This is a genomic window from Gordonia sihwensis (assembly GCF_029632925.1).
Lineage (GTDB): Bacteria > Actinomycetota > Actinomycetes > Mycobacteriales > Mycobacteriaceae > Gordonia > Gordonia sihwensis.
The window spans coordinates 505,229-518,820 of the sequence record NZ_CP121248.1 but is presented as its reverse complement, the minus strand read 5'-3'; the positions used below and the strand labels follow the sequence as shown (position 1 = coordinate 518,820).

The following is a 13,592-nucleotide window of genomic DNA, read 5'->3' as shown; positions in this document are numbered from 1 at the left end:
TGCACCGGATCTGCTACCTGTGGGCCGTCCGTGCCGACCCATCCTTGCTGCGGCTCTGCCTCGGGTCTACTGGGGGACCACATCAGCTGCGACCCAGTTGTCGATCCTGCCCGAGTCGAGCAGCGCCGGCTTGGACACGATCAGTGCGCACCACCTACGGCCGTCGCCGTGCGGCACCACGCTCGCGCTGTCGACCCACGACGCCACCAGCTCGCCATTCCGGTACAGGCGCGCGGTCGTGTCGGAGGTTGTCCAGGTGCCGACGTACCGGCCGTCCCCGCCCGCGCCCGACGCCCGCTGTGTCCGGCTCCCCGCCGAGCCCGTCTGGATCGAGCACGATCCCGAGTCGACGACGAACCAGAGGCCCGACCCGAGGGTCGAGCTGCAGCAGGCGCCGACTCCGGCAATGCCCGACCCGGCGGACAGATCGAACTCGACTCGCGCGTTGTCGGTGAGGAGCTGCTGGCTGTACGTCGCGGTCGCGGTCCCCGACTCGAGCACGCCGCCGCGATGCTGTACCCGGTTGCCCGTGACGCCGATGTTCCCCGACGTCGACCAGCGCGGCCCCAGAGACCCGCGATTGAAATCGTCGTAGAAGTAGCGCGGGATCGCCGTCTGACCAAGGTCGATGCCGACCGAGACAAACGGGACCGGCCCCTGGTACATCGAGTCCCGCACACCGATCGCGATCTCGGCCGGCGTGGCGCTGCCGGACGGATCGCGCCCGGACCCCGGGGCGTACGGCCGGAAGCCGGAGATCGGTGTCGGGTACGGCAGATTGATACCCGCGATCTGCACCGTGCCCGACCCGGCCACGCGGAACTGCACCTCGAGCACGTCACCGATCTCGACGGGGATCGCCGGGAGAATGACCTGCTGCCACGCCAGAGCGCCGCCGACATTGCCCGACTGGTCCGTCGATGAGGCGACGTAGGACGACGAGCCGTTGGCGTTGAGGCGGTATACATCGACGAAGAACGAGGTGACCGACCCCGACTTCGACGCCAGGAAGGTGAATACCTGCCGGTCCGCCGAGGACGGGAACCGGACCGACGCCCACGGCGCCCACGACGCCGTCGCGTTGATCGTCGGCACACCCATCCCGACAGACACTTTGAGGCTGCCCGCGTCGTGCGAGTGCGACGTCGAGTAGACGGAGTGACTGTGGTTCTCGCCGCCTGCACTGGTGAAGCCGGTGGAGCTGGACGCCCCGTCCCTGGTCCCGGTGCTCCCTGTGACCGAGGTGGTGTGGCTGTGCAGCATCAGCATCGAGTACGGGAATGACACGATGCCGGTCGGGTCGGGACCGGACTCCCACACGCCGACGCCCGACCGCACCGCGATCACATCGGCCACGAACGAGACCTGGGAGCTGACCGACGCGACGGACTGGTTCGCCTGGTCAGTGCGGTCGTTGAGACCGCCGACCTCGGCGATGATGTCCGCGATGGTGCCGCCGACTACTGGGACGCGGCGGATCGCGCGCAGGATCGCATTGATGATGTCCTGGATCCAGTTGCTCGTCGACGTCCACCCGTCCTTGAAATCCTGCACGATGCCGTTGATCGCGGTGACCGCGCCACCAGCGACGATCGAGGCGAATTGCTCGATCATCGTCCAGAACTGCCCGAGGTCATCGACCAGCCCGGAGATCCACTGCTGAGGCAACGACGCGGTCGGCTTCGTCAGCGACGTGTCATCGAACCACACCTGCCCGGCAGCCAGCCCGGCATCGACCACGAGCGCCAGACACACCGAATCGACACCGGCCGGCGCAGGAATCGCCGCGGCCGAGAGCTTCGACCAGCCGCCCACCGCGACGGGATCGGTGACCGCCGCGATCTGCGTCGTCGACACCAGCGTCTCGCCCGAGTACCACCGGTACATCAACCGGATCCCGGTACCGCTACCGGCGGTCACGCCAGCCCAGCGGACCCACGCCTCGGCCGCGACCTTCTGGCCCTCGGCGACCTGCACCGGCGTCGCCAGCTGCATCCCAGCGACACCGGTGCAGTCGTAGCGCGCCGAGCCCGGCGACGTCCGGCCGACGTCCGGGTCGTAGGCCCAGCCGTCGCCCTCGACCATCGACACCGCGCCATCGAAGGCCGGGTTCGGGAGCAGGTTCGGCGTCGTCGGCGCGAGCAGTCCGATCGGGATGACGCCCGAGAGCAGCTCAGAGAGCGCCCGGCCAGGGTTAGTGATGAGCTTGAAAACCCAGTCAGTCAGGTCCGGCAGCCACGACAACCCCGGCGCGTGCTCGTCAATCCACGCGGCGAGCGCCCCGGTATCTCCGCCGAAGGTCTTGATGACCGCGACGGCGAACTCGCGCACCTCGTCGAGGAGCTGCACAACGTCGGGCTTGGTCGCCAGGCCGTCCTCCCCTGCGAGGATCGCGGCGAGGTCGGGATCGATCGGCAGTCCGCCGGTGCGCGACGGGATCCGGGATCGGTCCAGCGGCGAGACCGGCGGGTCGAATAGCTCGCCGTCGAGGCCGGACGGGTCGACGGGGACATCGTCGTACCAGTCGCTGTAGACGCTCATCCGAGATCCGGGATCGTGAGGACGCGCAGCTGCGCGTCAGCCTGACCGAGTGTCCACGTCCCCGACCCCGACTCCCGTACGCCGACGACGTACAGCGTCGCCGCGGTGCCGGCCGAGACGCGGCCCGTCGCGGTGCCGGGCGCCGCGGCCGCGGACTGCTTGCCCGACTCCTGCGACGAGAAGTGCGGCCCGATGTCGCATACGCCGGTATGGACACCCAGCCCCTTCCCGACGATCTGACCCGAGGTCGGGTCATTCAGTCGCACCAGCAGTGCGACCTGCGTCGAGGACAGCAGCCCCTGCCCGATGCGGGCGTGCCCGGAGACGTCGATGTGATAGTCGTACGGAAGCGCCGGCAGAGCCATCGTCGCGACGGTCTGCGTCGCCGCGTTGCCCGAGTACGCCGACCACGCCGACTCCGGCAGCGTGTACTGGCTGACGCCCGGCGCCGCCGCACCCGGGCCGACCGGCTTGTACAGTCCGGCGGTCGCGTCCCACACCGGGACCGCGCCGTTCGGGCGCGGCGAAGTCTTGTCGTACAGGCCCCAGTCCCCGCCGGGCCCGGGCGGGCCGGGCTGCGCCGGCACCTTGAAGTGGAGGTTCGGGGCGCTGGCGGGGCCGGAGACCACGACCTCGAACGGATCGGCCTCGTCGACGAGTTCGCCGGTGGTGGTGATGTCCGGGACCGGTCCCGGCAGGCCCGGCCCGAACGCATCGACGAAGTAGTTCCAGGTGGTGCCGGACCAGTACGCGATGTCACCGGTGCCGGTGCCGTCGCTGACGACGTAGGCCTTGCCCTTGTCCGCCGGGGTGTCGGACAGTGTCGGGAGCTCGCCGGCCGAGGCGACCTGGCCCTGCCACTTGAACGGTGCCGCCGGGGTCCCCGGTTCGCCCGGGTCTCCCTTGAGTACCGGTAGCGCCAGGTCTGCGTCCTCGCCGGTGATCGAGAGCTGAGCCTGCATCATCGGCGGCTCGCCGGGCGGGGTCGCCAGCCCGAAAACGCGGCAGCGGAGCAGGATGTCGCCGAGATGGGTGCCAAGAGATGCCATGAAATGTAGTCCTTCTGCACAGGAGGTGGAGGCGAGGTCAGGGCTCGCCCGGGTGGTACTTGTCTGCGATGCGGTCCTGCCGGTCCAGGCGCGTCAGTACGTCCTCGACGAACTCGGAGATCTGGTCGTTGGTGCGCTTGTCAGCTTCACGGCGCGCCTTCTGCTCGCGGATCTGCTCATCACCGATACGCCGCGTCCTCTCGTCGACCGTCTGCACGATCGCGGTCACCTTGTCGATGTCGTCCCGAAGGTTCGTGTCGTGGTCGTTCTCGACCTGGCTCCTGATCGCGCGGTTGTGGCTGCGGGACCGCACAGCGACCACCGCCGCGGTGATCGCAGCGATGGTCGCCGGTAGCCCGGCCAGGAAATACGCCCACAGGTCCATAGCGCTGTCGGCGTGGATCATCTGCTCCGCAACGCCGCTCACTCATCCGCCTTTCGGTGTCGGCCAGAGGGCGCAGCAGGCAGCGCGGCCGGAGTATTCGGGTCACCGACACCCGAGGACACGAGCGAGGTCGCCACCGAGAACACCGCTGCGAACCCCGCGGTCTTGAGCGCGAGCACCCAGTCGCCGCCGGACATCGTCGCGGCCGTCGATGCCGACACCGCGATCGCCGCGAGCGACTGCACCGCGGTCTTGGCCGCGCGCTCGAGCGCCTCACGCCAGAATCGTGCGGTCCACATCAGCGTGCCGCCAGAATCTCGATGGCCTCGGACGGATGCCAGAGCATCGCGCCGTGCTCGAACTCCTGCCGGCGGCCGCCGTCAGCGGTGGGCTGCTCGTCGCCGAGCGGGTACCCGAGACGGCCACCCTCCCATCCCTCCTTCGCCCAGCGGTCGCCGATCTTGCCGTGGATCAGTGCCCCCTCGACCGGCCCGCCCGAGTACGTGTACAGGACGCCCTTCTCGAATGCCTGGCACTGGCCGCCGTCACGGAGCGCGAGGTTCGCCTCCCACTCCGGGTAGCCGAGGTTCCACTCGTAACCGCGCTTGTCGAAGGCCTCGCCAATCGGGCCGGCCGGGATCACGTGCGCGCCGGTGCGCGGGTGCCAGTAGATGCGGCCCCCGGCGAACTCGGCGTAGCGGCCGACGCCGTCCTTGCAGATCCTCTCACCGGTGTGCAGCCGAGCTCCGATCTCGGGATGGCGGCGAGCGCACTCATCGATCATGTTCGGCACCGGCTTCGGTGCCGGCGGCGCCGACTTGTAGATGCCGAGGTACCCGCCGCGCAGTTTCGCCGCGAATGCCGCCGCCCGCTGATCACCCTCGGCGACGCCCATCTGGTAGTGCATCTCGTCGGCGCGGTCCCAGTCCGCGCCCCAGAACACCAGGCCCTCAAAGAGTCGGAGGCCTTCGCGGACCTTGGCCTTCTTCGACGCCGGCATGGTCCGCGATCCCCACGGGTACCGCGGAGCGTTGACGTCGACCGCTGTGCCGGAGAGGTGATTGGAGTTCGCGACGTCGTTGGTCGCCGACCAGCCCCACACCGGCGACACGATCTCCTCGACGTTGCGGTCATACCAGTACAGCCAGGCGCCCAGGATCGTCAGCGGCGCGCCCTTCCGGATGGGTGCGGTGTCCACGTAGTACAGGTCCGGGATCGTGACGAGTCCGCACTCGTCGCGGTTGCACATGCGCCACCCCGCCTCCGAGGTGGAATAGCCGTAGACAGTGCGGAAAGACATCGTGTTCTCCTTCAGATATGACGAAGGCGACGCCCCAGGATTGGGGCGCCGCCAGGCAAGGGGTAGAGCGGGTCTATTCGGAGGGATGGTCCGCGGCGTCGAACCGCGCGAGCTCGGCGCGCAGATGCTCGCGCTCGTGCGGTGTCATCGACGCCGGGTCGGGCAGCTGCATCTCGATCGGGTCCTCGATCGTCACCGGCACCCACACGCCGGTGTTCCCGGGCATGTGGGAGCCGCGCGGCGGCGGCCAGTACTTGACGGCCGCGGGCGCAACCTTGCGCAGGCCGCACGCCTCGGCGTGGGTGGCCAGGCGGTTGCGCTGGTCGCTGTCGAGGTACACGGCCTGCCCGTCCGGGAGCAGCGGTACGTCTCGGAAGAAATCGGCGAATCGGTGTTGCCGGCCGGGTGTCGGGTCGGCGCGCCAGATGGCGGGCAGATCAGTCATGTCAGTGCTCCAAGAAGAGTTTCCGCGCGACGTCGCGCATCTGATTCCAGCGGCCCCACAGCTCGGCGATGGGGTCCTCGTCTCCGGTGTCGTCGCCGACGACCAGCGCGTACCGCATCTCGGTCTCCCGGTCCAGGCGGTGCTTGATGTTGGTGATGCGGTCGACGTAGATCGATCCGTCCGGCATCTCGAAGCAGCACGCCGAGCCCTTCTTCACGTCGCGGTAGATCCGGTACGGGAACCCGTCGATGACCTCGACAGTGCGGACCATGCGCGGCTTGGAGTCGAACCACCCCTTGCGCAGTGCGATCGCGGTGGCCATACCGAAACCGACGCTGGCCTCCGAGCACCACACGTGGCGGAACGCGAAGCGGCCGGCGCCGCGGGCGCGGCGGCGGTCCTCGGTCTTGGCGAAGGCGAGCACGGTGTTGTCGAGCTGCCCCTGGTACAGGTTGCCGAGGCCGGGGATTCCCATCGTGAAACCGACGTAGTCCAGCGCCGTCGAGATCGCGAGCGTGATGGCCTGATTCACCCACTCCGGGCTGCGACCACCAGTCCAGAACACGGTGCCGAGGCTCTTACGGAGACTGATCCGTCCCTCGACGATGCCCGAGTACTCGCCGCGGCGGTAGAGCGGCCACGGCTTCGCCGGCGCCAGGCCGAGCTTGTCGCCGAGCGGATGCTGCGACGGATTCTTCGGCAGCAGCGACGGGTCCAGTATCGGGTGCACAACCTCCGTGATCAGGTCGTCGGCGAGACCGACGAGCAGATGAATGTACCCATCGACGAACGTCCCGGTGATGCCGGGCACGAGCTCCTCGTGCTCGATGTCGAGGATGAGCGTCGGACGCACCAGCGTCACGTGCGACGGAAACGGCTGCGGGTCACCGGGGAGCCACTGCCGTGCGACCGGCCAGCAGTCCGCATCGCGCAGCTGGTCGATCATTGCCGGCAGCGCCATGTCGAAGCGGAACGCCGCGAGGACCGGCTTCGTCGCATCGCGCAGCGCAGTCAGCGGCGACACCATCAGCGGCCACCGGCGAGGGTCGACGGCATCGCGGTACGACTCGATCGAGAACGGATTGTCGACGAACCGCCACAGCGGCGAGTACGTGACCGCCAGAGCCATGTGCAGCGCGAGGAGGAACTGCGTCCGGATGTTGCCGAGCGCGACCCAGTAGTGGATCGGCTGCAGCTGCGGCGGCAGCATCGGCACCGCCATCAGGATCAGGTGCTCCCAGTGCGCCAGCGCCGTCGTCCACTGCACCTCGACGATCTGCGTGCCGTCCTCCTGATCGACCAGGTCGACGTTGACGGCCTTGAAAGCGACCCGCGATTCCCACCCGATCGACGGATCGTCGGGGTCGACGATCTCGACGGTCAGATGCAGATCCTCGTCCGGCCGGATCAGGTCATAGCAGTAGTGGCCCTCCGGGGAGTCGTACGCAAAATGCGTCACGCCGCCACCGACCGACCACGTCGGGTCCTCCCCCTCGTGGTCGATCACCGACCGCACCTGCAGCGGGTACTCCATGTTCCCGTCCCACAGCTGGATCAGAGTCGACGAGAAGTGAGCCCGCCGCGCCGCGTCATCGCGCTCGGACAGTTCGTGGTAGATCCGATCGAGGTCACTCATGTCAGCCCCACGGATGCTCGTAGCGCTGCTCGAGCCGCAGCTGGACCTTCGCCGACGCCGGACCGGAGCACTCGACACCGAGGACGTACTCGCCCTCCTCGTCGACCGACGCGGTGAACCCGCGCTGCAGCTGACGCCACTTGTTGCGGTCCAGGTTCGACATCAGCTGCGAGGCGAGAGGATACGAGTCGACCTTCCACTCCTCGCCCGCCGCCATGCGCGGCAGCGGATTCCACAGCCCCGACACCGGCTCCTGCAGATTCCAGTCCGGCCCGAGACCGGTCCACTTCGGGAAGCTCGGCCGATCGCCGCGGTACGCGATGCGGAGGTTGCCGCGCCCAGTCCCGGAGCTGTTGTCCCACTTGGCCGTCAGATCCGGGGACCGCCAGTCCGGATCGTGCGCGACCAGCTGCCAGGTCCAGATCTGCGAGAGCCCGAACGTCGGGTCCTCGACGATCTCCTCCTCGTGCGCGGCGCGCCGCCGCACCGAGACCCACCGCGGTCCCCACGGGAGCGTCTGCACCACCAGCGGCGAATCGTGCGTAAACGAGAGCATCCGGTGGATCCGGCGGTTCCACCACTGCCACTCGAGGGAGTCGCTGCCCTGCACGATCGTCGGCAGGTCGATCAGCAACTCCTCGATCCGGACCGTCACCGGGATCGACCCCGGCAGCCGCGCCGTCTCGATCTTCACCAGCGACCGCTGCGCCTCCCACAGACCACCCACGCCCTCGAGCAACTGCGCGCCGTGATCACCCTGCCGAGGCCCGGACAGCTCCACGAACTGCCCGGTGCCGCGCCAGTCGTACAGTCGCACCAGCGTGTCGTCGACCAGCCCTCGCGATCGCCTCACGGCCGAGTCCCCTTCCGCCCGATCCGCTGCACTCCCGCACCGCGGCGGACGATGTTGTCGTGCTGACGAGCGCCGCGGAAGAAAGCCAGCGCCTGATCAGCCGGTCCGGAATAGTTGTAGTGGCGGTCGCCCTCCTGGATTACCGGCCCGGCCGGCCGATCCATGACCGCCGCCTGACCGCCACGAGCCCGCGCGAGCGTCCCGCCATCGGCGTGCATGTTCACCAGCTGGAACCCTCGCCGCCGCGCCCACTCCGCGCCGAGCGCGATGTGCTGCGGGTCGTCGGTGTCCGGGATGAAGAACTCGTCGGCGACGGCACGGTCGCCGATGACCCGGCGGTTCTGCGGCGCCACCACAGCGGCCTTGCTCGGGTCCATCGCGTTGATGCCGCCAGCCCAATAGCCCTTCGTCGTCGGCCACGGCGGCTCACCGTTGTACTGCTTGTTCGCGTACTTGGCAGCCGCGACACCGTTCGCGAGGACATTGAACGGATCGTCCGGGAGCTTTGGATCACGGAACGCCGAGAACGTCCCCGGCTTCACCTGCATCCAGCCCTTCGGCTGACCGTCCGGCGAGTCCGGGCCGACAGCCTTCGGGTCGCCGTGCGACTCGATGTCGCCCTGCCCGATCATCTTGTCCTTCCACCGGTAGTTCATGCCCGCGATCCGCAGCGCCGCCGTCGCCTCCTTCTCCCACTGCACCGCGCCGCGCGACGGGTCATAGGGAGCCGAGTCCACGAGCCGGTACGGGTCGGTATCGGCAGGCCCGGACGTCTTCCCCGCCGTCGACGGGTCCGACTCCGACGTGCTGTCGGTGCCAGACTTCTTGTCGCGGAGCTTGATCTTCGCCTCGAGGTTGTCCTGGTCATGCTTCTGCTTGAGGTCCAGGAGCTTGCGGTCCCGTTCGGGCCCCGACTTCATCGAGTTCTTGATCGCCAAGCGGTCGTTCTCGTACTTCTGATCGCGCGCGAGCTTGTCGCGGTCGTAGGCAGCCTGGTCCTCCTTGCTGACACCACCGCTCTTGGACTCGGACTTCGGCACCTCGGCCTGCTGCTCGCGGTACTTCTGCGTGTTGATGCCGATCTGCAGCGCCCGACCGATCGTCGACTTGTCCGGATCGGCGAATACCGAGTCCTGCATGTCGAAGGTCTCCAGGAGTCCGCGGACGCCGATCCGCGCGGCCTCAGCGGCGACGTCCTCGGCCTTCGGTGCCTTCGGCGGCTCGATGTACTGCCGCGACTGCGTCTCGTCCTCGGCCTTCATCGTCTCGGTCGCGGCCTCCTCGGCCGACACGTCCGGCTTGGTCTCGTCTGGCGGCGGCGAGATCAAGTTCTTCGGCAGGTGGAAGCGGAACGGGAACTGGCCGTCGAACGCGCCGGCGGCGCCGCGACCCCACCGCACCTGAGACGGCGACGAGTTCCCGCCCGACTCGGTGTTCACCGGGCCGTGATCGGTCCGCACCGTCGCTGCCATGTGCTCCTGCGACACACCGACAGTTAGGTAGTCGGACGGTGACGCGCCCGGCTCGAGCCCACCAGTCTGACCGTCCAGCAGGCTGTACGTCGTGAACAGGCGCGTGAGTTCCTGCCCCTTCGCGGCCTGCACGATCCACGACACCCACATCGAGCAGTCCCGCGCACCGGTGATGTACGGCAGCCCGTCGTTCGCCTTACCGACCTGCTCGGCGCGCACCAGTCCACCGAGGTACAGGCCCTGACGCTCCTGCGCCAGCCCGGCGCGCCACGCGAAGATCGCGTCGTGGCCGCCGGCGGCATCGACCGTGTCCGGCGCGAGGTAGTGCTCCCCGTTCGACAGTGCCACCGGCATCAGCGGTCCCGCCGTCGCCGTCTTGCGGCCCGGCCGACCAGCACCGAGTGCCGACACCTGACGATTCACCGCACCGTGGCCACCGGCCGCGGATACCTCGGCCGCGGTCACCACGTGACCGCCCGCCGGGACCTGCGTCAGGATCGAGTCGGACGTCCCGGTGCCCGGACCACGGATCGCGCCATCGGCTCCGACACCACCACCGACCGCGTACCCGTCGATCGGCCCGCCCTTCGCGCGTGGCTGAGACCCGACGCCGAATGTCTCGACGCCCCACCTGGCGGACTGAGCTTGCGCTTCGTCGACGATGACCGTCGCCCGGTAGGTGACGTTCTTGTCTTTCAGCTCGTTCTGCTTTGTGACCAGAGCGTTCAGATCCTGCTGTGCCTGAGTCGTCGTCGCAGTGACCGTCACTCCCTTGTTGTCCGGGAGCTCGGTCACGACGAGACCCTTGATTCCCTCGAGCTTGGCCTTCGCCTCGTCCGAGATCGAGTGCAGTTCGATCGCCTTGTTCGGCGGCACGCCCTCGACCAGTCTCTTGATCAGCAAGAGCTCGGCCGAGACGGCGTCGCCGCCCTTCGCGAGCAGCTGCACAACCTGCTCCGGAGGCAGCAACCCCATTGCCGTCGCGAGCGCCGCGACATCGACGCCAGCAGCCTTCGCCCCGTCCGACGACTTCATGAAGCTGTTGTAGATCTCGGATGCCGCCGTGCGCGCTGCGTCTGCCGCGGCCTCGCTGCCCTGCCCGTTCTGAATGGCGAACTGGTAGGCCGCTGTTGCGGCGTTGTTCATCTGGTTCTTGACGTTGAAGATCTCGCTCGACAGTGCCCGCGTCGCGTCGTTATTGAGAACGATGCGTCCCGTCGCACTGTTGATGAGTTCCCCGTACCCTCCGACCGAGTCGGCGGCTGCCTGCCATGTCGCCGGCAGCTTCTCGACGGCCTGCTTCGCCTGCCCCATCGCGGCGTCGAAACCCTCGGCGCCGCCGCCGAGCGCGTCCAGAGCAGCCTTGAGCGCGTTCGACTTCTCCGCGGCCGTGGACGTCTTGGACCCGAGAACCTCCATCGCCTCGGCGAGCGTCCGAGCGCGCGGGTCCATCTTCTCCATCGCCCGCGTCTGCTGGTCCTGCGCCGCCCCGGCCTCGCGGACCGCCTGCGCTGCGAGGTTGACGTTCTCCCCCAGCTGGACGGCATTCTGTCCGGACTCGTTGAGGTGGCGCCGGTAGTCCTGGATCGTGGTCCCCGACCCGACCATGAACCCTTCGACCTTCTTGATCGCGGAGGCGTTGCCGCGCAGAGCGTCGGTCATCGTGTCGGCGTCGATACCCGCTGCGCGAAGCGACGAGCCCTGCTTGTTCCAGTAGTCCGACGATTCCAGCGACTTCTTGGTCGTCGCATCGAGCGTGACATTCAGGTCATCGAGCGCGCCCTTCTGCCGCGATGCCGCCGCCGTGACGCGATCGGCCGAGATCCCCAGCTGATCGGAGTACTCGAAAGTGTTGCCCTTGCCGTACTTTCCGCCGCGCAGGTCCGCCGCCATCTGTGCCGTGCTCGCTTTGTTCAGCGCACCGGTCTGCACGTCGATGGACCCGACGAGGTCGTCGACGTTCCGCTTGTGCTCGGCGGCGGCCTGCGCGGCCTCCTGCTGCCGCTGCGAGTACATCGCCAGACCGAGCGACGCCGCCCCCAGCGCGATGCCCCACGGGCCACCGAGGGCCGACGCCAACCCTCCGGCACCGAGCCTGAGCGCCTTCGCGCCCGCGGCCGCGGTGCCCGCGACCGAGCCGAATCGGCCCATGCCCTGCGATGCCGCCGTGAACGCTCCGCCGATCTGGCCGAGAGCGCCGTTACGCTCCCCCATCGTGCGCATCGTCGCCGTCAGGAGCCCCACCGGCTCGCCCGCTGCGGCTGCACCGCGTCGCACTGCGCCCACCTGGTCGGTGAATCCCCGCATCGCCGACACCGACTCGAGAGTCGAGGTCCGGTACGCGGCCTGCGCACGCTGCGCTACCGTCAGGCCCCGCCCGGTGCCTTCGATCGCGCGACCGTACTTGTCGACCTCGCGGGTCGCCAGTTTCGCCAGCGAGTTCTGCGCGGACATCTCCGCGCGGAACGCCGTCAGTGCTTTCAGCGGCCCGGGTGTGGCGATCTTGTTGCGGGCGATTGCGAACGCGCCCATCGCCAGGGCAGCGGTCTGGACGGGTGCCGGTAGGCCCGCGAATACGTTGAGGACGCCGCCGACCGCGCCGGTGATCGGTTCCAGTCCGGCGACGGCGAGCTTGCCCGTCGCCTGCGCGCCTTCCCCGATCACCGTCAGCGCGCCGCCCGGGCCCACGAGATCCTGCGCGATCCCGTGGAGTCCGTCGCCAATCGACTTCAGATCCTCTACCAGCGGCCGCAGGCCCTCGCTCATCCCGCCGGTGTCACCCTTGAGCAGGTCGGAGAGGTTGCCGAGCTGATCGGCACCGAAGCTCGCCAGATCCGTCAGCGGCCCGCGCAGCAGGTCGTACAGTGCGAGCTTGGTCTCGTCGGCCGCGTTCTGCAGCCGCTCGAGCTGACCGGGCAAGCCCTTGGCCATCTCCTCCGCAAGACGCTGTGCGGACCCCGCCTTACCGACCTGCTCGGTCATCTCCCGGAAGCTCTTCGAACCGTCCTTGGCCGCGATCCCGGCAAGCCGCATCGCATCCGACCCGAACAGTGTCGCGGTCGCCTGGTTGTACTGCTCCTCGGTGAGGTTCGTCGACGCAGTCTTGAGCTCGTCCATGATCGGGCCGAGGCCGCGGAACTTCCCCTGCGCGTCGTAGACGCTGATGCCAAGCTCTTCCATCGCCGTCGCCGCGGGCTTGCCGGTGTCCTGGAGCGCGAGCAGTGTGCTCTTGAGCAGCGTGCCCGCGTCAGAGCCCTTGATGCCGTTGTTCGCCAGGACGCCGAGCGCACCGGCCGTTTCGTCGATCGTCATGCCGAACTGGGAGGCGACCGAGCCTGCCTGCTGCAGTCCCTGTGCGATGTCGGTGATTTCGCCCGCCGCGGCGTTCGCGGTGCCCGCGAGGACGTCCGCGACGTGCCCTGCGTCGGAGGCCTTGAGCGAGAATGTGTTGATCGCCTGCGCCTGAATCTCCGAGGCCTGCGCGGCGGAGATCTGCGCGGCGGCGGCGAGCTGGAGACTGCCCCGTGCGGCGTCCATCGCCTGCTGGACCGACAGTCCGCCCTTGCTCAGCTCCAGCATCGCCTGCGCGGCATCGGATGCCGACGTCGCGGGGATCGCGATGTCGTTGCCGAGCTGACGTGCCTTCTCCGACACCGCCGCCATCTCGGCCCCAGTCGCCCCGGTCACGCCGCGCAGCTGGTTGAGGACCGTGTCGAACTCCACGCCGGCGTCGATGACGGACTTGAGTCCGCCGAGGACAGCTGCGCCGCCGAACGCAAGTCCGAGTGCGCCGGCTGCCTTCTTCGCCGAGGCGGTGGCCTTGGTCAGGGTCGAGTCGAGTCGCGCTGCGACGTCCTTGTCGTTGAGGACGACGTCGATGTCGATCCGGCCGCCTGCCGTCATCAGCTAGT

At 68.6% G+C, this 13,592-nt stretch carries 9 protein-coding genes and 1 pseudogene; all 10 read right to left on the bottom strand.

The features are described from left to right. Nucleotides 1-66: 66 nt before the first annotated feature. Nucleotides 67-2,541: a hypothetical protein gene (locus P5P27_RS02610; protein ID WP_278126272.1), complete on the bottom strand. Its 2,475-nt coding sequence runs from the start codon at nucleotides 2,539-2,541 to the stop codon at nucleotides 67-69. Continuing rightward, nucleotides 2,538-3,590 (bottom strand): hypothetical protein, encoded by a 1,053-nt coding sequence (locus P5P27_RS02605; protein WP_278126270.1) that lies wholly within the window; start codon nucleotides 3,588-3,590, stop codon nucleotides 2,538-2,540. The genes P5P27_RS02610 and P5P27_RS02605 overlap by 4 nt, the downstream gene beginning before the upstream one ends. A 37-nt stretch (nucleotides 3,591-3,627) precedes the next feature. Then, nucleotides 3,628-4,017, bottom strand: coding sequence for a DUF2746 domain-containing protein (locus P5P27_RS02600; protein WP_278126268.1), 390 nt, complete (start codon nucleotides 4,015-4,017; stop codon nucleotides 3,628-3,630). Then, nucleotides 4,014-4,274 carry a holin gene (locus tag P5P27_RS02595; RefSeq protein WP_006894541.1) on the bottom strand — a complete coding sequence of 87 codons (261 nt, stop codon included), beginning with the start codon at nucleotides 4,272-4,274 and terminating at the stop codon, nucleotides 4,014-4,016. Before P5P27_RS02595 ends, P5P27_RS02600 begins: the two co-directional genes overlap by 4 nt. Beyond that, nucleotides 4,274-4,759, bottom strand: a complete 486-nt coding sequence (locus P5P27_RS02590; protein WP_278127403.1) for an LGFP repeat-containing protein — start codon at nucleotides 4,757-4,759, stop codon at nucleotides 4,274-4,276. The genes P5P27_RS02595 and P5P27_RS02590 overlap by 1 nt, the downstream gene beginning before the upstream one ends. Nucleotides 4,760-4,765: 6 nt before the next feature. Next, nucleotides 4,766-5,275, bottom strand: a pseudogene (locus tag P5P27_RS02585) (M15 family metallopeptidase); the annotation flags it as partial. A gap of 73 nt (nucleotides 5,276-5,348) precedes the next feature. Further along, nucleotides 5,349-5,720 (bottom strand): phage gene 29 protein family protein, encoded by a 372-nt coding sequence (locus P5P27_RS02580; protein WP_006894536.1) that lies wholly within the window; start codon nucleotides 5,718-5,720, stop codon nucleotides 5,349-5,351. Nucleotide 5,721: 1 nt separating this feature from the next. Beyond that, on the bottom strand, nucleotides 5,722-7,356 hold the full coding sequence (locus P5P27_RS02575; protein WP_278126267.1) for a Gp37-like protein: 1,635 nt from the start codon (nucleotides 7,354-7,356) through the stop codon (nucleotides 5,722-5,724). A 1-nt stretch (nucleotide 7,357) separates the two neighbouring features. After that, nucleotides 7,358-8,209: a hypothetical protein gene (locus P5P27_RS02570; protein WP_278126266.1), complete on the bottom strand. Its 852-nt coding sequence runs from the start codon at nucleotides 8,207-8,209 to the stop codon at nucleotides 7,358-7,360. Further along, nucleotides 8,206-13,584 carry a phage tail tape measure protein gene (locus P5P27_RS02565; protein WP_278126264.1) on the bottom strand — a complete coding sequence of 1,793 codons (5,379 nt, stop codon included), beginning with the start codon at nucleotides 13,582-13,584 and terminating at the stop codon, nucleotides 8,206-8,208. The genes P5P27_RS02570 and P5P27_RS02565 overlap by 4 nt, the downstream gene beginning before the upstream one ends. Nucleotides 13,585-13,592: the final 8 nt, after the last annotated feature.